We start from the raw sequence: 19,636 nt of genomic DNA, 5'->3' as shown, positions 1-19,636 counted from the left end.
CGTGTGCCCGTTCCCGTCCGTCAGACGGCGTTGCGGGCGCGGCGGTAGAGCACGCTGCCGGCCAGCAGCAGGCCGCCCGCGAGCGGCAGTCCGGCCGTCAGCACGTCCCCCGAGCCGGTGGCGGCCAGGTTGCCGTGGCCCTGGCCGGGCGCGACGGGGGCGGGCTTGCCGGTTCCCTGGCCGGGAGCCGTGGGAGTGCCGGGGTTGCCGGGCGTGCCGGGGTTACCAGGGGTGCCCGGGTTGCCGGGCGTGCCGGGGTTACCAGGGGTGCCCGGGTTACCCGGAGTGCCCGGGTTGCCGGGGGTCCCTGGGTTACCAGGCGTCCCAGGGTTGCCCGGGTTACCAGGGTTGCCGGGCGTGCCCGGGTTGCCGGGGGTCCCGGGGTTGCCCGGAGTGCCCGGGTTACCAGGGTTGCCGGGCGTGCCCGGATTGCCCGGGTGACCGGGGTGACCCGGGTGGTCGTCGCACGGCTCGTCCGGGTGGCCGGGGTGGCCCGGGTGACCGGGGGTTCCCGGGTTGCCGGGGTGGCCCGGCGTTCCCGGGTGGCCCGGGTGGTCCGGCGTGGCGGGGCCGCCCGCGTTGACGCAGCGGTTGCCGAAGGCCGGGTTCAGGCCTCCGATCACGGTGACCGTGTTGCCGCAGGCGTTCACCGGCACGTCCACCGGCGCCTGCACGTTGTTGCCGGACAGCACGCCCGGCGAATTCACCGCGTGTCCGACCGCCCCGGCGTCCGCATGCGCGTAACCACCGCCCAGCGCCAGCGCACCGCCGGCGGCCGCCATGGTGATCAGGGTCTTCCTGGTGACCTGTACTACGGGTCGTCGCATCTGTACTCGTCCCCATGCTGTGTACGTTCGGTCGGCGTACAGGCCGTACACGCTCCCCCGCCTGCTACGCCGAATAGAAAGAGATGCGGGCCCGAAAGCCCGGCAGCCCCGGAGCGCTGGAATGCGCTCCGGGGCCAAGGACTTCAGACGCGTCAGGCGTTGACGCAGGTGTTGCCGAAGGCCGGGTTCAGCAGGCCGATCACGTTCACAGTGTTGCCGCAGACGTTGACCGGGATGTGGATCGGGACCTGGACGACGTTGCCCGACAGAACGCCGGGGGAGCCGATGGCCGCACCCTGGGCGCCCGCGTCGGCGGCAGCCATGCCCGCACCCGCGAGAACCAGACCACCGGTGGCAGCCGCAGCGGCGACAACCTTCTTGAGCATTGTTCCTCCTAGTAGGCAAGTGCGGTCCCAGCCGCGGACCGCACCACCTGTAACGAGGAGGGATCACCGGGGCTACGAGCGTATGAGTGCATTCACTCTTCTCAGTGGAATCCGCACACCTTCCCGATTCCCGCGCGTTAGGCGTTGTCGATGAATCGGTCCAACACGCGAACACCGAACTTCAGCCCGTCCACCGGGACCCGCTCGTCCACTCCGTGGAACATGCCAGCGAAGTCCAGCTCGGGCGGGAGCCGGAGCGGGGCGAAGCCGAAGCAGCGGATGCCGAGGTCGTCGAAGGACTTGGCGTCCGTGCCGCCCGAGAGCATGTACGGGACGGCGCGGGCGATCGGGTCCTCCGCCTTGAGGGCGCTCTGCATGGCGTCGACGAGCTTGCCGTCGAAGTCCGTTTCCAGCGCCTTGTCGGCGTGCACGTCCTCGCGCTTCACGCGCGGGCCGAGGATCCGGTCGAGGTCGGCGAAGAACTCGTCCTCGTAGCCCGGCAGGAAACGGCCGTCGACGTGCGCGGTGGCCTGGCCGGGGATGACGTTGACCTTGTAGCCGGCGCCGAGCATCGTCGGGGCTGCAGAGTTGCGCAGCGTCGCGCCGACCATCTTGGCGATGCCGCCGAGCTTGGCGAGCGTGGCGTCCATGTTGTCGGGGTCGAGCGGGGTTCCGAGGGCGTCCGAGAGTTCGTCGAGGAACGACCGCACGGTCTTGGTCACGCGCACCGGCCACTGGTGGCGTCCGAGCCGTCCCACGGCCTCGCAGAGCTCGGTGATCGCGTTGTCGTTGTTGGTCATGGAACCGTGGCCGGCGGTGCCGTCCACGGTGAGGCGCATCCAGTGCATGCCCTTCTGGGCGGTCTCCACCAGGTAGAGGCGCAGGTTCTCGTTGACGGTGAACGAGAAGCCGCCCACCTCGCCGATCGCCTCGGTGACTCCCTCGAAGAGACCGGGGTGCTTGTCCACCAGGTGCCGGGCCCCGTAGACGCCGCCCGCCTCCTCGTCGGCGAGGAAGGCGAGGACGATGTCGCGCGGGGGCTTGCGGCCGCTGCGCATGCGGTCGCGCACGACGGCCAGCGTCATCGCGTCCATGTCCTTCATGTCGACCGCGCCGCGCCCCCACAGGCACCCGTCGGCGATCTCCCCGGCGAAGGGGTCGTACGTCCAGTCGGCCGCGTTGGCGGGGACCACGTCGGTGTGCCCGTGGATCAGCAGCGCCGGGCGCGAGGGGTCCTCGCCCTCGATGCGCGCCACGGTGGAGGCCCGTCCCCTGTGCGACTCGAAGATCTGCGGCTCCAGCCCGACCTCGGCCAGCTTCTCCGCGACCCACTCGGCCGCCTTGCGCTCGCCGGGGCCCGAGTGGTCCCCGTAGTTGCTGGTGTCGATCCGGATGAGGTCCCGGCAGAGGTCCACGACCTCGTCCTCACCGGTGACGGTCCTGCCCGCGCTCGACTCGCTCACGTGTTCCTCCCACTGATCAGTACCGGCTGCTGTCCCATCCTCCCGCTCCCGGGCGCTCTGCCCAAGGGCCGAGCCCGGTCACCCGGCGGGGGTCCCGGAGGTGACCGGGGGGTGTGATCGAGGGCCCCGGAATGTTTGGTAATGTTTTCCACGTCGGAACGGCCCGCGAGGGACGCGAGACAGACACCTTGTCCGGGTGGCGGAATGGCAGACGCGCTAGCTTGAGGTGCTAGTGCCCTTTATCGGGCGTGGGGGTTCAAGTCCCCCCTCGGACACCAGCGAGAGAACCCCACTTCATGTGGGGTTTTCTGCGTTCCCGGCCGGTTCGTGCGGACAGGGTTGCGCTGCGCCGCCCGCCACGACCCGCTACGACGGAGGACCCCGCCGAGGCGGGGTCCTCCGTCGTAGCGGCAGGGTGTCAGTCGCGGGCGGCGGCGATGGCGGCGACGCGGCCGCGCACCAGGAACCAGCCGCCGACGAGGGCGGCGGCGATGACCGGGACGAACAGGACCGTGGTGCGGCCTACTCCGCCGTCGCACCACATCAGGACCAGCACCGTGAGCAGGAACGCCAGCGTGACGATCTGCGTGTACGGGGCCCAGGGCAACTTGTAGGACGGGCGTTCCACGCGGCCCTGCTTCGCCCGGCGCCAGAAGTGCAGCGAGCAGAGCATGACCATCGCCCAGGTGCCGAGGATGCCGAGCGAGGCGAAGTTCAGGACGATCTCGAAGGCGTCCTTGGGCATGTAGGCGTTCAGGGCGACGCCGGCGACGCCGAACGCCGCGGTGAACAGGACGCCGCCGTAGGGGACCTTGCCCTTGTTCATCACGCCGGTGAACTTGGGCGCCGAGCCGGACATGGCCATCGAGCGCAGGATGCGGCCGGTGGAGTAGAGGCCGGAGTTCAGGCTGGAGAGGGCGGCGGTCAGGACGACCAGGTTCATGACGCCGGCGGCGCCGGGGACGCCCAGCTTGTCGAAGACGGTGACGAAGGGGCTCTGGTCGGCCGAGTACGAGGTGTACGGGAGCAGCAGCGCGAGCAGGACGACGGAGCCGACGTAGAACAGGCCCACGCGCCACATGATCGAGTTGATCGCCTTCGGCATGATCTTCTCGGGGTTCTCGGTCTCGCCGGCGGCGACCCCGCACAGCTCGACGGAGGCGTACGCGAAGACGACGCCCTGGATGACCAGGAGCATCGGGACCATGCCGACGGGGAAGATCCCGCCGTTGTCGGTGATCGAGGAGAGGCCCGGGGTGTGGCCGTCGATCGGGTGGCTGGTGGCGACGAGGTAGATGCCGACGGCCAGGAAGACCACCAGGGCGGCGACCTTGACGAGGGAGAACCAGAATTCCATCTCGCCGAAGTACTTCACCGAGATCAGGTTCGCGGTGAGGACGACGGCGAGGGCAATGAAGGCGAGGACCCACTGGGGGACGTCGGTGAACATCGCCCAGAAGTGGGCGTAGGTCGCGGCGGCGGTGATGTCGGCGACGGTGGTGGTCGACCAGTTCAGGAAGTACAGCCAGCCGGCCGCGTAGGCGCCCTTCTCCCCCATGAACTCGCGCGCGTAGCTGACGAAGGCGCCGGAGGAGGGGCGGTAGAGGACGAGCTCGCCGAGGGCCCGCACCACGAAGAACGCGAAGATCCCGCACACCGCGTAGGCGATCGCGAGGGAGGGACCGGCGCCGGCGAGGCGGCCTCCGGCGCCGAGGAACAGGCCGGTGCCTATCGCCCCGCCGATGGCGATCATGTTGATGTGGCGGGACTTGAGGTCCTTGCTGTAGCCCTCGTCGCCGGCGTCGACGTGCGGGGAGGACGGCGGGCTGGGGGCCTTGGCCAAGGTGCTGTCACTCATGTGATGACTTCGCCTTCGTGGGTGGGACAGGCAGGTCCCCGGCCGCCACGCAGGGGAGCTGGGTGGTCTCACCTGTGCCGCGGTCCGGAGGGTTGGTGGCCCCAGGAGACCATGAGGCTCCGCTGCCCGCCAAAATCGCGTTCATGAGCACGGAAGCCCCCGGCGACCTTGGAAAGGGGCGCCGGGGGCCTCGTGAGGGCTTGGAAGCAGGGTGAGGGGGTCAGTCGCGCGGGGCGGATTCCGCCGCCTGGTCGAGGCGGAACGCCTCGTTGCCGAGGCCGATCCGGGCGTGTGTCGCGGGGCGGCGGGAGCGGAGCACCAGGCCGTGCACGAGGCCGGCGAGCGCGGCGACGGCGATGATGGCGGGCAGCACCCAGCTGAGCGCGGAGCCTTCCTCGGCGCCGACCAGGACGGCGAAGTCCTTGACGGTGTAGACGGCGATGAACAGCAGCGCGAGGCCCGCGGCGCCGGCCGCGACGAGCCGCCACACCTGGGCGGCGGCGGTGCCCCGGCGGACGAAGAAGGCGATCACGGCGAAGGAGGCGGCGGCCATGAGAAGGGTCACGCCGAGGGCGCCGACGCTGCCCATCCAGGTGAACAGGTGCAGGACGGGCGCGGTGGGGTCGCCGGCCGGCATGTCGTCGGTCGCGGCGAAGGCGATGACGACGGCGGCGGCGATGCCGGTCTGCAGGAGCGAGCCGGTGGCGGGGGCGCCGGTACCGGCGTTGGTGCGGCCGAAGGGCGCCGGGAGCAGGCCCTCGCGGCCCATGGCGAAGGCGTAGCGGGCGACCACGTTGTGGAAGCTGAGCATGGCCGCGAACATGCCGGTGACGAACAGGACGTGCAGGACGTCGGTGAAGGCGGTGCCCAGGCGGCTCTCGGTGAGCTGGAAGAGCAGGCCGGGACCGGCGTCGGCGGCGGCCTTGACCACCTGGCCGGGTCCGGTGGCGACGGTGAGGGCCCAGGCGCTGAGGGCGAAGAAGAGGGCGACGAAGCCGACGGCGAGGAACATGACGCGGGAGACGACGATGTGCGGCTTGCTGGTCTCCTCGGCGTAGACCGGCGACTGCTCGAAGCCGACGAAGGCGGCGATGCAGAAGCACAGGGCGGTGCCGAGACCGGCCCCGCCGAGCGTCGAGGGGTCGAAGGCGTGCAGCGAGAGGCCTTCGGCGCCCGGCTTGCCGAGGGCGGCGAGGTCGAAGACGACGACGAGGGCGCATTCGATCAGGAGCAGGACGCCCAGCACCTTGGCGTTGAGGTCGATCTTGAGCCAGCCGAGTGCGCCGGTCGCCGCGACCGCGATCAGGGCCGGGATCCACCAGGCGAGCTCGACGTCGAGGTAGGTGGCGAAGAGGCCGGAGATCTCGAAGCCGAGGATGCCGTAGACGCCGACCTGCATGGCGCTGTAGGCGACGAGGGCGACGAAGGAGGCCGCCGAGCCGGCGGTGGGGCCGAGGCCGCGGGCGATGTAGGCGTAGAACGCGCCGGCGTTGTGGACGTGGCGGCTCATCTCGGCGTAGCCGACGCTGAACAGGGCGAGGACGGCGCCGAGGACGACGTACAGCAGGGGCTGGCCGACGATGCCCATGACGCCGAAGATCGTGGGCATGACGCCGGCCACGACCATCAGGGGCGCGCTGGCGGCGAGTACGGAGAGCAGCAGTCCGGCGGTGCCGAGGCGGTCGGCGCGCAGGGCCCGGTCCTGACCCTTGTAGGTCCGTATCTCGGCCGGGTCGGTGAGCGTGGTGGATCTGCCCGTCGGCATGGCGGGGTGTCCTTTCGGGGGAAGGGCGGGGGCGCGGGGCGGTGCGGTCGGGCGGCGTGCGGGGAGCGGGTGCGTCGAAGCCGGTGCGTCAAGCGGTGCCGAGCGCGGCGCTGCGCGCGGCGAGGAACGCCTTGTGCGGGTCGAGGTCGGGGTAGGACCAGGGGGCGCGGGTGGCGTGGCTGCCGATGCGGTGGAAGAGGGCGGCGGCCTCGGCGGGGCGGCCCTCGCAGAGTTTGGCGTGGGCCAGGAAGTTGAGGTCGACCCGGTTGCGGGGGTGGTCCTCGCGCTCCCATTCGAGCCACCAGTCGAAGGCCGAGCGGAGCACTTGGCGGGCCCGGCGCCCGGACCAGTGCGCGGCGGCCGCGTCGGGGCTGCGGCCGTGGACGGCTGCGAGGACGCGGTAGCGCTCGGCGTGGGCGATCACGGGCAGCACGGCGAGCGGTGAGTCGGCCGGGGACTCCTCGGCGGCCCAGGCGGCGAAGTCGTAGACCTCGTGCAGCGGGTCGTACCCGACGGCGGGGTTGCGTTCGGCCAGCTTGGCGACCATGAGGTGGTGGGCGTGGTGGTGCTCGCGGTGGCGGGCCCGTACCTGGTCGAAGTGGCGGCTGAACTCCTCCTCGGTGCCGAAGGTGCGCGAGAGCATGAGCAGGCCGAGCCAGGGGGTGGGGTCGGCGGGGAGCAGTGCGGCGGCCCGGCGGCAGGCCTCGTCGGCGGCCTCGGGCGTGCCCTTGCGGCGCAGTGCGGTGAACACGGCGGCGCAGGCGAGGAGGGTGGCGGCGTCGGCGCTCTCGGGTTCGGCGAGCAGCCATTCGCGGGCCCAGGCGGTGGCGGCCGGGGTCTGGGCGAGGACGACGACGCGGTGGCCGCGGCGGTCCCAGTCGTCGCCGGTGCCGACGAGGAGGGAGCGGGCCTTGGACCAGCGGCCCTGGGTGAACTGGGTGCGGACGTCCACGAGTTCCGCATCGCAGAGGGCGGGGTCGAAGAGCTGGGCGTCCCGCTTGCGGGCGCGGCCGAGGGGCGGCGGAGGCGGGGACATCCGCGGTTTCCCTCCTGGACACGGTCGCGGGTGGACGGCGTGCGGGCAGCACGCGCGGGGACGGTGCGGGTGGTGCGTTGTGGGTCGTGCGTTGCGGATGGTGTGGGTCGTGCGGGTGGTGCGTTGCGGTGCGGGTGGTGCTCGTGGTGCGGGCACCGCGGCCGGATCACGCCGGTCGAGGACCGGATGATCACACACAGCAAACCGGTGAGCACAGGTCCGCGTCAAGGTCCAGACCGGCGCGTGGCGGGTTTCAACTGCTCCGACGGAAGGGCGAGTTGAGGCTGTTGTGCCGGTTTGGCCGTACCACGTCGGCGGCGACCGGGAACCCTCGGCGGTGTCCCCGTGACGGGCGGCGACCACCCTCCCCCGCCCCGGTCCGGCCTCCCGGCGGGGCACCGCGAGGGGGTCCCGGCAGCGGCACCGACCTGCGCGGACAGTGCTGCGGCGGGGACGCGGCGCCGGTGCCGTTCCGGGGTGTGCGCGCCGCCCGGCGCGGGGGTGCGGAGGGTGGACGCGGGCTCCTGCGGCTGTCTGCCGGCTGTCCGTGAGGTGACGGGCGCGCAAGGGCCGGGGCCGGGGGGCGGGGGATCCGGGCGGGGTCCGGGCGGTTGTGGGAGCCGGGCGTCAGTGGCCGGATGGCGCTACCGGCCCGTGCGGTCCGGCAGCCGGTCCGCCGCCCCGGACCCGCACGGCCCACGGACCCGCACGGTCCACGGCCCCGCTCGGCCCGCTGCACCGGCCCGGGCCCGGGCTCCTTGCTCAGCCCACCGCCTTGGCCGCGGCCCGGCCCGCCGCGCGACCCGAGAAGATGCAGCCGCCGAGGAAGGTGCCTTCGAGGGCGCGGTACCCGTGCACGCCGCCGCCCCCGAAGCCGGCCGCCTCGCCGGCCGCGTACACGCCCGGGAGCGGCTCGCCGTCGCCGGTCAGCACCCGTGAGGAGAGGTCGGTCTCCAGGCCGCCGAGGGACTTTCGGGTCAGGACGGACAGCCGGACGGCGATCAGCGGGCCGGCCTTCGGGTCCAGGATCCGGTGCGGCGCGGCGGTGCGGATCAGCCGGTCCCCCAGGTACTTGCGGGCTCCGTGGATCGCGGTGACCTGGGAGTCCTTGGAGAACGGGTTCGCCATCTCCCGGTCCCGGGCCACGACCGCCTCACGGACGGTCGCCTCGTCGAGCAGGTTCTCCTTGGTGACGGCGTTCATGCCGCGCACCAGGGAGGCGAGGTCCCGTTCCACGACGAAGTCGGCACCGCGGTCCATGAAGGCCTTGACCGGCCCCGGTACCGCCTGGCGGGCGCGGTCGATGACGTCGCGTACCGACTTGCCCGTCAGGTCGGGGTTCTGCTCCGAGCCGGAGAGGCCGAACTCCTTGCCGATGATGCGCTGGTTGAGCACGAACCAGGTGTGGTCGTGGCCGGTCCGCATGATGTGGTCGAGGGTGCCCAGCGTGTCGAAGCCGGGGAAGAGCGGTACGGGCAGCCGCTTGCCGGTGGCGTCGAGCCAGAGCGAGGACGGGCCGGGCAGGATGCGGATGCCGTGCCGGGCCCAGATCGGGTCCCAGTTCTCGATGCCCTCGGTGTAGTGCCACATCCGGTCCTTGTTGATGTGGCTGGCGCCCGCCTCCTCGGCGATGCCGAGCATGAGGCCGTCGACGTGGGCCGGGACCCCGGACAGCATCCGCTCGGGCGGGGTGCCGAGCCGGGCCGGCCACTGGGCGCGGACGAGGTCGTGGTTGCCGCCGATGCCGCCACTGGTGACGATCACCGCCTGGGCCCGCAGGGAGAAGGCACCGGTGCTCTCGCGGCCGCTCGCGGAGCCCCGTACGGCGTCGGAGGGCTCCAGGACCTCGCCGCTGACGGTGTCCACCGCGCCGGCCGTACGGGAGAGGCCGGTGACCCGGTGCCGGAACCGCAGCTCGACCAGGCCGCGGGCGGCTCCGGCGCGCACCCGGCGTTCGAAGGGGGCCACGAGGCCGGGGCCGGTGCCCCAGGTGATGTGGAAGCGGGGTACGGAGTTGCCGTGTCCGCCCGCGTCGTAACCGCCGCGTTCGGCCCAGCCGACGACGGGGAAGAAGCGGACGCCCCGGGCGTGCAGCCAGGGCCGTTTCTCCCCGGCCGCGAAGTCGACGTAGGCCTCGGCCCAGCGGCGCGGCCAGGCGTCCTCCGTGCGGTCGAAGCCGGCGGTGCCGAGCCAGTCCTGGAGGGCGAGGTCGTGGCCGTCCTTGATCCGCATCCGGCGCTGTTCGGGCGAGTCCACGAAGAAGAGGCCGCCGAAGGACCAGTGCGCCTGTCCGCCGATCGACTGCTCGGGTTCCTGGTCGAGCAGGATGACCTTGCGGCCCGCGTCGACGAGCTCGGCGGTGGCCACGAGACCCGCGAGCCCGGCTCCGATCACGATCACGTCTGCGTCGTACGTCATGCGCTGCCGTCCTCCGTCGGTGGTGGGGCAGATCCTTTGCTACGGATCGGTAACCCGTCAACAGGGGTGTTGGATGAATCCCGTGAGCGCTGCAGACGAGGTACTGGACGTGGTGGACCGGGACGACCGGGTGACGGGGCGGGCGCCGCGCGGCGAGGTGTACGCGCGCGGGCTGATCCACCGGTGCGTGTTCGTGCGGGCCCGGGACGCGGCGGGGCGGGTCTTCGTACACCGCAGGACCGCCTCGAAGCTGGTCTTCCCCTCGCACTACGACATGTTCGTGGGCGGGGTGCTGGGCGCCGGGGAGGACTACGCGCAGGCGGCGCTGCGGGAGGCCGAGGAGGAGCTGGGGGTGAGCGGGCTGGAGCAGCCGCGGCCGCTGTTCAAGTTCCTCTACGAGGGGCCGGGCGGCTCCTGGTGGTCGTACGTGCACGAGGTGCGGTGCGAGCTGCCGGTGCGTCCGCAGGAGTCGGAGGTGGCCTGGCACGCGTGGCTCTCCGAGGAGGAGCTGGCGCGGCGGGTGGCGGAGGGCTCTTGGGCGTGGGTGCCGGACGGGCTGGAGGCGTACCGGCGGCTGCGCGCGCACGAGGGACGGCGCCAGTAGATTGACCGGGTGATCGACTTGGTCAAGGACGTACGTCTCTGGTTCGCCCCCCGGCGCTTGAAGGAGGAGGGCGAGACACCGGACTACCGGTTCTCGCTGGCCAACGAGCGGACGTTCCTGGCCTGGATCCGGACCGCGCTGGCCCTGGTGGGCGGCGGGTTCGCGGTCGACCAGTTCCTGCCCGACCTGCGGTGGGGGGTGCGGGTCGGGATGTCCTTCGCGCTGCTCGCGGTCGGGGCGGCCTGCGCGCTGCGGGCGGTGAACCACTGGATGCGGTGCGAGCGGGCGATGCGGCGGGGTGAGGACCTGCCGGTGTCCCGGTTCCCGGTGGTGCTGGGGCTGGGGGTGGGGCTGGTCGCCTTGGCGATGGTGGTGGTCGTCCTGCTGGGCTTGACGAACCGGGGGTGAGGGCGGTGCCGGGGCCGGACGAGAGGCGTGACGCGGGGCTCCAGCCGGAGCGGACCCGGCTGGCGTGGCGGCGCACGACGCTGGCCTGTGCGGTGACGGCGGTCCTCGCGCTGAGGCAGGCCCTGCGCGGCTCGGGTTCGGCGCTGGAGGTCGGTGGGGCGGCCCTGATCGCGCTGACCTGGCTGGCGTTCCTGGGTGTGGCGCACCGGCGGATCCGGGAGCTGGAGGCCTACCGTCCGCCCGTGCTGGCACCGCGGGTGGCGTTGGGTGCGGTGCTGTGCACGGTGGCGCTGGCGGCGTTCGCCATGACGGTGATCACCTGATCGGACGGCCGGATGATCCGCCTTCTCCGCGCCACCGGGAACATAACGCCGATAAGGGGAGGATCGGGACTAGCCTCGGCGCCATGACGACCCTCCACCAGGAACACCTCCTGCACGAGCACGCTCACGCCCCCGGCTGCGGCCACCCGCAGGTGCCCCACGGCGACCACGTCGACTACGCGCACGACGGCCACCTGCACCGGGAGCACGCCGGGCACTGGGACGAGTGCGAGACGCAGGGGCACACCGCGCACGAGGACCACGACCACGCGCACGGACCGGCCTGCGGCCACGAGGCCGTCCCGCACGGCGACCACATGGACTACGTGCACGACGGCCACCGGCACGCCGAGCACGACGGTCATTACGACGACCACTGACGTCCCGGCAGACCCCGCCCTCCCCCGGCGCCGCCACGACTGGCAGGATGCTGACCGCCTGTCAAGCGACCCGGGGAGAGCGCCGATGCCCGTCGACGAGCCGTACCTCGTCCAGCCCGCGACCGGGGTGTACGCCTACGTACAGCCCGACGGCGGGTGGTGCCTGAACAACGCCGGCTTCGTCAGCGACGGCGGCGGGACGCTGCTCGTCGACACCGCCGCCACCGAGCGCCGGGCGCTGGCCCTGCGGGACGCGGTCGTGGCGGCCGGGGTTCCGCTGCCCCGCACGGTGGTGAACACCCACCACCACGGCGACCACACCTACGGCAACGGCGTGTTCACGCCCGAGGCGCTGGTCCTCGGCCACGACAACGCCCGCTCCGAACAGCTCGCCGCCGGGCACCAGCTGGAGATGATCTGGCCCGCGACGGACTTCGGCGCCATAGAGATCACCGCCCCCTCCCTCACCTACAGCGACCGGATGACCCTGCACGTCGGGGAGACCGAGGTCCAGGTCATCCACCCGGGCGTCGCGCACACGACCGGTGACTCCGTCGTCTGGCTGCCCCGTCAGCGGGTCGTGTTCACGGGGGACCTGGTCTTCGCCGAGGGCACGCCGTTCCTGGCGATGGGCTCCCTGGCCGGGTCGCTGCGGGCGCTGGAACTGCTGCGCTCGCTCGGCGCGGAGACCGTCGTACCGGGCCACGGGCCGCTGACCGACCCGTCGGCGTACGACGCCACCGAGCGGTACCTGCGCCACGTCGCCGAACTCGCCCGGGAGGGCGTGGCGAAGGGGTTGACGCCACTGGAGGTCGCCCGCGAGGCGGACCTGGGCGAGTTCGCGGCCTGGCGGGAGAGCGAGCGGCTGGTGGCGAACCTGCACCGGGCCTACGCGGAGCTGGCCGGGGAGCCGGAAGGGGCGCCGCTGGACATCCTGGCCGTGCTCAAGGACATGACGGTGATGAACGGCGGGACGCCGATACTCTGCCACGCCTGAGGCTGCCGGGCCGGGGACCCTTCTCGGAGGATTTCCCGGGCCGGGGCACTGGACGGCATACCGACTGGTCGGCATGATGGCTTCCGTTCGCCCTACCCCGTCCACTCCGGACGCCGTCCGCTACGGACGCGGTCCGCCCGGACGCCGTCCGCTCCGCATGGAGGTGCGCCGCATGACCCCAGCACCAGCCTCGCCGCAGTCCGGCCCGAGGGGCCTCGACCTGGACCGGCTGCGCGGCCACCTCGACGCGGCCCGGCCCGGGCTCGTGGCCGGGGAGCTGAGCGGCCGGCTGATCGAGGGCGGCCGCTCGAACCTGACGTACGTGATCACCGACGGGTCCGCCCGCTGGGTCGTGCGGCGTCCGCCCCTGGGCCACGTGCTGGCCACCGCGCACGACATGCGGCGCGAGCACCGGGTGATCCGGGCCCTGCACGGCACGGCCGTGCCGGTGCCCGAGCCGCTGCTGCTCTGCGAGGACGAATCGGTGCTCGGCGCGCCGTTCTACGTCATGGAGTACGTGGAGGGGGTCCCGTACCGGACGGCCGACCAGCTCGCCCCCCTCGGGCCGGAGCGCACCCGGCGGGCCGTCCTCGGCCTGGTGGACACCCTGGTCGACCTGCACGCGGTCGATCCGGCGGCGGTCGGCCTGGGCGACTTCGGCCGCCCGGAGGGCTTCCTCGACCGGCAGTTGCGCCGCTGGGGCAAGCAGCTCGCGGCCTCCCGGGGACGGGACCTCCCCGGTATCGACGAACTGCACGGCGCGCTCGGCCGGGCCCTGCCCGACTCCCCCGCACCCACCGTGGTCCACGGGGACTTCCGCCTCGACAACGTGCTCATCGGCGGCCCGGACGACACCATCCGGGCGGTGCTGGACTGGGAGATGTCCACCCTCGGCGATCCGCTGACCGACCTCGGGCTGCTCGCCATGTACAGCGCCGACCTCGGCACGACCGACTCCCCCGTCAGCACGACGAGCGGCGCGCCCGGCCATCCCTCGCCCGCCGAACTGATCGAGCGCTACGCGGCCCGCTCGGGCCGGGACACCGCGGCGATCGCCTGGTACACGGCGTTCGCCTGGTTCAAGCTCGCGGTGATCCTCGAAGGCATCCACTACCGCTTCACGCTCGGCCAGACCGTGGGCGCGGGCTTCGACCGGATCGGCGAACTGGTCCCGGTCTTCATCGAACACGGCCTGAACACCCTCCAGGAAGGCTGAGGCAGCCATGGACTTCGCATTCGACGCCCGCACCGAGGAACTCCGCGAACGGCTCACGACGTTCATGGAGGAGTACGTCTACCCGGCGGAACCCGTCGCCGCCGAGCAGCGCGCACGGCTGGCCTCGCCCTGGGACACGCCGGCCGTCTTCGGTGAACTGAAGGCCGAGGCGCGCCGTCAGGGCCTGTGGAACCTCTTCCTGCCCGGCAGCGAGCACGGAGCCGGGCTGACCAACCTCCAGTACGCCCCGCTGGCGGAGATCACCGGCCGCAGCCCGCACCTGGCGCCGATGGCGACCAACTGCGCTGCCCCGGACACCGGGAACATGGAGCTGCTCGCCCAGTTCGCGAGCGGGGAACAGAAGAAGCAGTGGCTGGAACCGCTGCTCGACGGGGAGATCCGGTCGGCCTTCGCGATGACCGAGCCCGAGGTGGCCTCCTCGGACGCGACCAACGTGGAGACCCGCATCGAGCGCTCCGCGCAGGGTGACGAGTACGTCGTCACCGGCCGCAAGTGGTACATCTCGGGCGCCATGAACCCCGACTGCAAGGTCTTCATCGTCATGGGCAAGACCGACCCGGACGGCGCGGACCCGCGTCGCCAGCAGTCGATGATCCTGGTGCCGCGGCACACGCCGGGCGTGGAGGTCCGGCGCGCGATGCGCGTGTACGGGTACGAGGACCACGACCACGGTGGTCACGCCGAGGTGGTCTTCGACGGGGCCCGGGTCCCGGCGGCGAACCTGATCGGCGAGGAGGGCTCCGGCTTCGCCATCGCCCAGGCCCGGCTCGGGCCGGGCCGGATCCACCACTGCATGCGGCTGATCGGCATGGCCGAGCGGGCCATCGAGCTGATGTGCCGGCGGGCGCTCGGCCGCACCGCCTTCGGCAAGGAGCTGGCCGCGCAGGGCGTGGTGCAGAACTGGATCGCGGACGCCCGGGTCACCGTCGAGCAGCTGCGCCTGCTGGTCCTCAAGACGGCCTGGCTGATGGACACGGTCGGCAACCGGGGGGCGCACACGGAGATCCAGGCCATCAAGATCGCGACCCCGCGCGCGGTGGTGCGGATCCTCGACGACGCGGTGCAGCTGCACGGCGCGGGCGGGGTGAGCCAGGACTTCCCGCTGGCCGAACTGTGGGCGGCGGCGCGGACCCTGCGGCTCGCGGACGGCCCGGACGAGGTGCACCAGCGCTCGCTGGCGCACCGGGAGCTGCGGCGGTACCGCTGAGCGCGGTCCCGCCGGGCCCACGGTGAACCTCCGGGTCAGGGGCGCAGCGCCCGCAGCAGCAGGTCCGCCAGGTGGTCGGCGACCTGCTGCGGCGTGAGCGGGCCGTCGGCGCGGTACCAGGTGGACAGGTGGTGCACGGACCCGAAGTGGTAGTCCACCACCAGGTCGGCGGGTGTGGCGGCGGAGAACACGCCCGCGCGCTGGCCCTCTTCGACCAGCGCGCGGAAGCGCTCGTGGTAGCGCCGGCGCTCGGCGCGCACCTGCTTGGACTTCTCGGGGCTGAGCTGGTGCATCGAGCGGAAGAAGATGGCCGCGTCGTCGAGGTTCTCGATGGTGGTGACGACCACGTCGGCGGCCGCGGCGCGCAGCCGCTCCTCGACCGGAGCGCCGGAATCGGCGATCGCGTCGAGGCGCTGCTGCTGGAGGCGCAGCATGCGCGCGTACACCTCGTGCAGCAGGTCGTCCTTCGAGCCGAAGTAGTGGTAGAGCGCGCCCTTGGTGACCCCGGCAGCCTCGACGATCTCCTGGACGGAGGTGCGGTCGTAGCCGCGTTCGGCGAACAGCCGGGTGGCGACGGCCAGCAGCCGCTGCGGCACGGGGGTCTCCCGGGTGGCACCCTCCGGCTCCGTGGTGGTTCTGGCGGCCATGGCGCTCGCCTTCCTCTCTGTTCCCTCGCCTGTCAGGGCGTCGTACGACCGTCCGACTGTTTTCAGCCGCGCTCGCGCAGTTCCCGTCGCAGGATCTTGCCACTGGTCGTCTTCGGAAGGACAGGCAGGATCTCCACCTGGCGCGGGTACTTGTACGCGGCGATACGTTCGGCGCAGTACGCGGACAGCTCCGCCGGCTCGGCCGAGGTGCCGGGCCGCAGGCTGACGTACGCCTTGACGCTCTCGCCGCGGTAGGGGTCGGGGACGCCGACCACGGCCGCCTCCCGGACGGCGGGGTGCGTGTAGAGCACGTCCTCGACCTCGCGCGGCCAGACCTTGAAGCCGGACGCGTTGATCATGTCCTTCTTGCGGTCGACCACGTAGAGCCAGCCGTCGCGGTCCATGAAGCCGACGTCTCCGGTGCGCAGTTCGCCGTCCGGGAACGCCTTGGCGGTGTCGTCGGGCAGACCCCAGTAGCCGGGCACGACCTGGGGGCCGCGGACGGCTATCTCGCCGCTCTCGCCGAAGGGGACTTCGGCCCCGTGCTCGTCGAGGATGCGGACCACCGTGTCGGCGCCGGGGACGCCGACCGACAGGGTGCCGGAGACGGGGTCGACGGGGGCTTCGAGGTGGGGCGGTACGGAGGCGCACGGGGCGGTGCACTCGGTGAGCCCGTAGCCGTTGCGCAGGTAGAAACCGAAGTCGGCGCGCAGGCGTTCGACGAGGGCGGGAGGGAGGGGGGCGCCGCCGGAGGAGATCACCCGGAAGGACGCGAAGTGGTCCGGGGTGGCGTCGGGGTGGGCGGCGAGGGCCATGAAGGCGGTGGCCGGGCCGACGGTGTAGGCGGGGCGGTGTTCGAGGAAGGCGTCGAGGACGGCGCCCGCGTCGAAGCGGTGGGCGAGGGCGAGGGTGCCGGCGTTGGTGAAGCAGGCGGCGAGCTCGCAGACGATGCCGGTGATGTGGAAGAGCGGGGCGAGGGCGAAGTAGACGGCGCCTTCGGGGACGGGGTGGCCGGTGACCTGGCGGACGGCGTTGTAGCTGAGGGCGCCGTGCGGGTTCATGGCGCCCTTGGGGGTGCCGGAGGTCCCGGAGGTGTAGCTGATGAGGGCGGTGTCGGCGGCGGCGGGGCCGGGCTCGGGCGGCGCCGGGTGACCCTGGCGGGCGACGGTGGTGAGGTCGGCGACCTCGGGCGCGGCGCCTCGGGGCACCTCATCGGCGCCGGGTCCGCGGAGGGCTTCGGCGAGGGCGGGGCGGTCCGGGTGGCCCTGGCGCGGGATCGCGGGGAGGGCGGGGCGGTCCGGGTGGCCCTGGCGCGGGATCGCGGGGCGGGCGGCGGACGAGCCCGCCGTCGCGGCGGCCGCCCCCGGGGCCCGGCCGGGTCCGAGGACCCGTACGTCGTCGCGGGTCTGGAAGTCGGTGTCGCGCGCGGTCAGGGTGGTGTGTACGGCGCTGTCCCGGGCGGCCTCGCACAGGTACGCCGGCCAGGCGCGGGCGTCGCAGACGAGGGCCGTGGCCCCGGAGTCGCACAGGATGTGCCCGACCTCCCCCGACTTGTACATGGGGTTGAGGGGGACGACGACCGCCCCGGCCTTCCAGGCGGCCAGTACCGCCAGCACGAAGTGGGGGGTGTTCTGGAGCATGACCGCGACCCGGTCCCCGCGGCGGACGCCCCGCGCGGCGAGGTGTCCGGCGACGGCGTCGGAGAGGGCGTCGGTCTCGGCGTAGGAGAGCCGGCCGTCGAAGTAGGCGATCGCCGGGTGGTGGGGGGCGCGGGCGACGGCCGCCCGGAAGGCGTGCAGCACGCTGGGCGGGGGTGTGACGGGCGCCCGCTGGGCGGCGGTGAGACGGCCCAGCCAGGGCCGGTCGGCGTAGCGGAGGGGCGCGGTCACCGTGCCTCCCACTTCTGCTGGAGGTGGTTCATGCCGGTCAGCCAGCGGTCGGGGCCGGTGGCGCGGGCCGCGTAGTAGTCGGCCACCTCCGGGTGCGGGAGGATCAAGAACCGGCCCTTCTCCATGCCGTCGAACAGGGCGTCCGCGACCGCTTCCGGCTCGATCGCGGTCGGCGCCAGGACCAGCTCGCCCGCCGATCCCGCGGCGGTCAGCATGTCCGTGCGCACCCCCTGCGGGCAGATCGCGTGGACCTCGACGCCCCGGTGGCGGTAGGTCAGCGAGAGCCATTCCGCGAAGGCGAGGGCGCCGTGCTTGGTGACACTGTACGGGGCAGCCCCGATCATGGTCAGCAGCCCTGCGGCGGAGACGGTGGACACGAAGCGGCCGCTCCCGCGCTCCAGCCAGTGCGGCAGCAGGGCGCGGGCGGCGCGGACGTGCGCCATGACGTTGACGTCCCAGGCGGCCTCCCAGACGCCCTCGTCGGCGAAGGCGTCACCGCCCGAGGCGAGTCCGGCGTTGGCGCAGTAGACGTCGACGCTCCCGCCGAGGGCTTCGCGGGCCTGCTCGATGACGGCCGAGGCGTCTCCGGGGACCGCAACGGCCCGGGCGCCGATGCCGTCCGCCACGGAGGCGGCCTTGGCCGGGTCGAGGTCGTTGACCACGACCGTGGCCCCCTCGTCGGCGAAGCGGCGGGCGAGGGCCGCGCCGATGCCGCCGCCCGCTCCGGTGACGACGACTCGCTGGTCCTGGTACGTGCGCACAGGGATGCCTTTCGACGCTGACGGACGGATCCGGAAGGCGGTATCCGGGGGCAGACTAACCAGTCGGTATGTCCGATCGGAAGGGGTCCGGGCCCTAGCGTGTGCGGATGACGCTGTCACGACGCGGGGTGCTGGGACTGGCGGGGGCCGTGGGGGCGGCGGGGGCCGTGGGCGGACCGGACAGCGCGGCCGCCGCGCCGGGAAGGGTCCGCACCGGGTTCGAGCAGCTCGCCGCGGACGGGTACGGGCCGCTCGCCGGACGGCGGATCGGGGTGGTCACCAACCCGACGGGCCTCACCGCCGACGCCCGCCACCTGGTCGACGTCCTGCACGCCGACGAACGGGTCGACCTGGTCGCGGTGTTCGGGCCCGAGCACGGCTTCCGCGGGACGGCGCAGGCGGGCGGCTCCGAGGGCTCGGCACGGGACCCGGCCACCGCACTGCCCGTGTACGACACGTACGGCAAGAGCGGCCGGCAGCTCGCCGACGTCTTCACGGCGGCGGGCGTCGACACGGTCGTCTTCGACGTCCAGGACGTCGGCGCCCGGTTCTACACCTACATCTGGACCCTGTACGACTGCATGCGGGCGGCCGCGCTGGCCGGCAAGGCGGTGGTCGTGCTGGACCGCCCCAACCCGATCGGCGGGCTGCGGGCGGCCGGGCCGGTGCTGCGGCGGCCGTACGCCAGCGGCGTGGGACGCGAGCCGCTCGCACTCGCGCACGGCATGACGGTGGCCGAACTGGCGCTGCTGTTCCAGGGGGAGTTCCCGGCCGAGCGCCCCCTCGCGCTGAGCACCGTACGGATGTCGGGGTGGCGCCGGGGGGCCTTCTTCGGGGAGACGGGGCTGCCCTGGGTGCCGCCGAGCCCGAACATGCCGACTCCGGACACGGCCCTGGTCTACCCGGGGACCTGCCTGTTCGAGGGGACCAACCTGTCCGAGGGGCGGGGTACGACGACGCCGTTCGAGGTGGTGGGCGCGGAGGGCGTCGACCGGCGGTGGGCGGAGGCGGCGAACGCCCTGGACCTGCCCGGGGTCTGGTTCCGGGAGGCCTATTTCACGCCGGTCTTCTCCAAGCACTCCGGGAAGGTGTGCGGCGGGGTCCGGCTGATCGTGCACGACCGCGCGGCCTTCGACCCGGTGCTGGCGGGGATCGGACTGCTCGTCACCGCGCGCCGGACCTGGAGCGGGTTCGCCTGGCGGCCCGACCACTGGATCGACCGGCTGACCGGCTCCGACCGGGTGCGGACCATGGTGGACGCCGGGGCGGGGGTGGAGGAGATCGCCGGCGACTGGGCGGCGGAGCTCGCCGGGTTCGCGGCGGTGCGGGAGGGGTACCTGCTGTACCGGTGATGTGGTTCGGGTTCCGTTGGTGCGGTACGGGTTCCGGCGGTGCGGTACGGGTTCCGGTGCCGGGCGGGACCTTCGCGG

18 protein-coding genes and 1 tRNA gene are annotated in these 19,636 nt (G+C 72.9%); 9 read left to right on the top strand and 10 right to left on the bottom strand.

Translation table 11 applies throughout. The features are described from left to right. Positions 1-20: 20 nt before the first annotated feature. The 3 genes from ACIA6C_RS24240 to ACIA6C_RS24230 form a co-directional block, all read right to left on the bottom strand. The gene (locus tag ACIA6C_RS24240; RefSeq protein ID WP_399278883.1) at positions 21-827 is read right to left on the bottom strand and encodes a chaplin; all 807 of its coding nucleotides are present in this window, start codon (positions 825-827) and stop codon (positions 21-23) included. Between the two features lie 152 nt (positions 828-979). Beyond that, the gene (gene chpH, locus ACIA6C_RS24235; protein WP_136215000.1) at positions 980-1,213 is read right to left on the bottom strand and encodes a chaplin ChpH; all 234 of its coding nucleotides are present in this window, start codon (positions 1,211-1,213) and stop codon (positions 980-982) included. A 137-nt stretch (positions 1,214-1,350) separates the two neighbouring features. Then, positions 1,351-2,676 carry a M20/M25/M40 family metallo-hydrolase gene (locus tag ACIA6C_RS24230; protein WP_399278880.1) on the bottom strand — a complete coding sequence of 442 codons (1,326 nt, stop codon included), beginning with the start codon at positions 2,674-2,676 and terminating at the stop codon, positions 1,351-1,353. A 190-nt stretch (positions 2,677-2,866) separates the two neighbouring features. On the opposite strand from ACIA6C_RS24230, the gene ACIA6C_RS24225 reads away from it, so the two are divergent. Further along, positions 2,867-2,954, top strand: a tRNA-Leu gene (locus ACIA6C_RS24225). Between the two features lie 140 nt (positions 2,955-3,094). Here the strand turns inward: ACIA6C_RS24225 and ACIA6C_RS24220 are convergent. The 4 genes from ACIA6C_RS24220 to ACIA6C_RS24205 form a co-directional block, all read right to left on the bottom strand. Beyond that, positions 3,095-4,534: an amino acid permease gene (locus ACIA6C_RS24220; protein ID WP_366080946.1), complete on the bottom strand. Its 1,440-nt coding sequence runs from the start codon at positions 4,532-4,534 to the stop codon at positions 3,095-3,097. A gap of 220 nt (positions 4,535-4,754) precedes the next feature. Next, a complete protein-coding gene (locus ACIA6C_RS24215) occupies positions 4,755-6,299 on the bottom strand; it encodes an APC family permease (protein ID WP_399278878.1) in 1,545 nt (514 codons plus the stop codon). Positions 6,300-6,387: 88 nt separating this feature from the next. Beyond that, entirely contained in the window at positions 6,388-7,335 is a 948-nt protein-coding gene (locus ACIA6C_RS24210; RefSeq protein ID WP_399278876.1) for a hypothetical protein, read from the bottom strand. A 762-nt stretch (positions 7,336-8,097) separates the two neighbouring features. Continuing rightward, the gene (locus ACIA6C_RS24205) at positions 8,098-9,753 is read right to left on the bottom strand and encodes an FAD-binding dehydrogenase (protein WP_399278874.1); all 1,656 of its coding nucleotides are present in this window, start codon (positions 9,751-9,753) and stop codon (positions 8,098-8,100) included. Between the two features lie 73 nt (positions 9,754-9,826). Between ACIA6C_RS24205 and ACIA6C_RS24200 the strand changes: the two genes are divergently transcribed. The 7 genes from ACIA6C_RS24200 (at position 9,827) to ACIA6C_RS24170 (ending at position 14,909) form a co-directional block, all read left to right on the top strand. Then, complete coding sequence (locus ACIA6C_RS24200; protein WP_399278872.1) at positions 9,827-10,357, top strand: NUDIX hydrolase; 531 nt, start codon at positions 9,827-9,829, stop codon at positions 10,355-10,357. 9 nt (positions 10,358-10,366) lie between these two features. Continuing rightward, a complete protein-coding gene (locus tag ACIA6C_RS24195; protein ID WP_366080950.1) occupies positions 10,367-10,765 on the top strand; it encodes a DUF202 domain-containing protein in 399 nt (132 codons plus the stop codon). A 5-nt stretch (positions 10,766-10,770) separates the two neighbouring features. After that, positions 10,771-11,088 carry a DUF202 domain-containing protein gene (locus ACIA6C_RS24190; RefSeq protein ID WP_366080951.1) on the top strand — a complete coding sequence of 106 codons (318 nt, stop codon included), beginning with the start codon at positions 10,771-10,773 and terminating at the stop codon, positions 11,086-11,088. A gap of 83 nt (positions 11,089-11,171) precedes the next feature. Then, positions 11,172-11,468: a hypothetical protein gene (locus ACIA6C_RS24185; protein ID WP_361133256.1), complete on the top strand. Its 297-nt coding sequence runs from the start codon at positions 11,172-11,174 to the stop codon at positions 11,466-11,468. Between the two features lie 85 nt (positions 11,469-11,553). After that, entirely contained in the window at positions 11,554-12,465 is a 912-nt protein-coding gene (locus ACIA6C_RS24180; RefSeq protein WP_399278869.1) for an MBL fold metallo-hydrolase, read from the top strand. A 172-nt stretch (positions 12,466-12,637) separates the two neighbouring features. Then, positions 12,638-13,681, top strand: a complete 1,044-nt coding sequence (locus tag ACIA6C_RS24175; RefSeq protein ID WP_399278867.1) for a phosphotransferase family protein — start codon at positions 12,638-12,640, stop codon at positions 13,679-13,681. A gap of 7 nt (positions 13,682-13,688) precedes the next feature. Next, entirely contained in the window at positions 13,689-14,909 is a 1,221-nt protein-coding gene (locus ACIA6C_RS24170; protein ID WP_399278864.1) for an acyl-CoA dehydrogenase family protein, read from the top strand. A gap of 35 nt (positions 14,910-14,944) precedes the next feature. On the opposite strand, the gene ACIA6C_RS24165 is transcribed toward ACIA6C_RS24170, so the two are convergent. The 3 genes from ACIA6C_RS24165 to ACIA6C_RS24155 all read right to left on the bottom strand — a co-directional run bounded on the left by ACIA6C_RS24165 (position 14,945) and on the right by ACIA6C_RS24155 (position 18,206). Beyond that, entirely contained in the window at positions 14,945-15,556 is a 612-nt protein-coding gene (locus tag ACIA6C_RS24165; protein WP_399278862.1) for a TetR/AcrR family transcriptional regulator, read from the bottom strand. Positions 15,557-15,618: 62 nt separating this feature from the next. Beyond that, positions 15,619-17,445: a class I adenylate-forming enzyme family protein gene (locus ACIA6C_RS24160; protein ID WP_399278860.1), complete on the bottom strand. Its 1,827-nt coding sequence runs from the start codon at positions 17,443-17,445 to the stop codon at positions 15,619-15,621. Next, positions 17,442-18,206 carry an SDR family oxidoreductase gene (locus tag ACIA6C_RS24155; RefSeq protein ID WP_399278858.1) on the bottom strand — a complete coding sequence of 255 codons (765 nt, stop codon included), beginning with the start codon at positions 18,204-18,206 and terminating at the stop codon, positions 17,442-17,444. Before ACIA6C_RS24155 ends, ACIA6C_RS24160 begins: the two co-directional genes overlap by 4 nt. A gap of 107 nt (positions 18,207-18,313) precedes the next feature. On the opposite strand from ACIA6C_RS24155, the gene ACIA6C_RS24150 reads away from it, so the two are divergent. Continuing rightward, positions 18,314-19,558, top strand: coding sequence for an exo-beta-N-acetylmuramidase NamZ domain-containing protein (locus tag ACIA6C_RS24150; RefSeq protein WP_399278856.1), 1,245 nt, complete (start codon positions 18,314-18,316; stop codon positions 19,556-19,558). Positions 19,559-19,636 lie beyond the last annotated feature (78 nt).

Origin of the sequence: Streptomyces sp. NPDC051578 (assembly GCF_044454045.1) — a bacterium.
Classification (GTDB): Bacteria; Actinomycetota; Actinomycetes; order Streptomycetales; family Streptomycetaceae; genus Streptomyces.
The sequence above is the reverse complement of the archived record's forward strand: the minus strand, read 5'-3'. Positions and strand labels throughout refer to the sequence as shown.

Excerpts from the sequence above, each read along its gene's own strand:
- ACIA6C_RS24240 (WP_399278883.1), bottom strand. The coding sequence starts at position 827 with ATGCGACGACCCGTAGTACAGGTCACCAGGAAGACCCTGATCACCATG.
- chpH (WP_136215000.1), bottom strand. The coding sequence starts at position 1,213 with ATGCTCAAGAAGGTTGTCGCCGCTGCGGCTGCCACCGGTGGTCTGGTT.
- ACIA6C_RS24220 (WP_366080946.1), bottom strand. The coding sequence starts at position 4,534 with ATGAGTGACAGCACCTTGGCCAAGGCCCCCAGCCCGCCGTCCTCCCCG.
- ACIA6C_RS24215 (WP_399278878.1), bottom strand. The coding sequence starts at position 6,299 with ATGCCGACGGGCAGATCCACCACGCTCACCGACCCGGCCGAGATACGG.
- ACIA6C_RS24210 (WP_399278876.1), bottom strand. The coding sequence starts at position 7,335 with ATGTCCCCGCCTCCGCCGCCCCTCGGCCGCGCCCGCAAGCGGGACGCC.
- ACIA6C_RS24205 (WP_399278874.1), bottom strand. The coding sequence starts at position 9,753 with ATGACGTACGACGCAGACGTGATCGTGATCGGAGCCGGGCTCGCGGGT.
- ACIA6C_RS24200 (WP_399278872.1), top strand. The coding sequence starts at position 9,827 with ATGAATCCCGTGAGCGCTGCAGACGAGGTACTGGACGTGGTGGACCGG.
- ACIA6C_RS24185 (WP_361133256.1), top strand. The coding sequence starts at position 11,172 with ATGACGACCCTCCACCAGGAACACCTCCTGCACGAGCACGCTCACGCC.
- ACIA6C_RS24180 (WP_399278869.1), top strand. The coding sequence starts at position 11,554 with ATGCCCGTCGACGAGCCGTACCTCGTCCAGCCCGCGACCGGGGTGTAC.
- ACIA6C_RS24175 (WP_399278867.1), top strand. The coding sequence starts at position 12,638 with ATGACCCCAGCACCAGCCTCGCCGCAGTCCGGCCCGAGGGGCCTCGAC.
- ACIA6C_RS24170 (WP_399278864.1), top strand. The coding sequence starts at position 13,689 with ATGGACTTCGCATTCGACGCCCGCACCGAGGAACTCCGCGAACGGCTC.
- ACIA6C_RS24165 (WP_399278862.1), bottom strand. The coding sequence starts at position 15,556 with ATGGCCGCCAGAACCACCACGGAGCCGGAGGGTGCCACCCGGGAGACC.
- ACIA6C_RS24150 (WP_399278856.1), top strand. The coding sequence starts at position 18,314 with ATGACGCTGTCACGACGCGGGGTGCTGGGACTGGCGGGGGCCGTGGGG.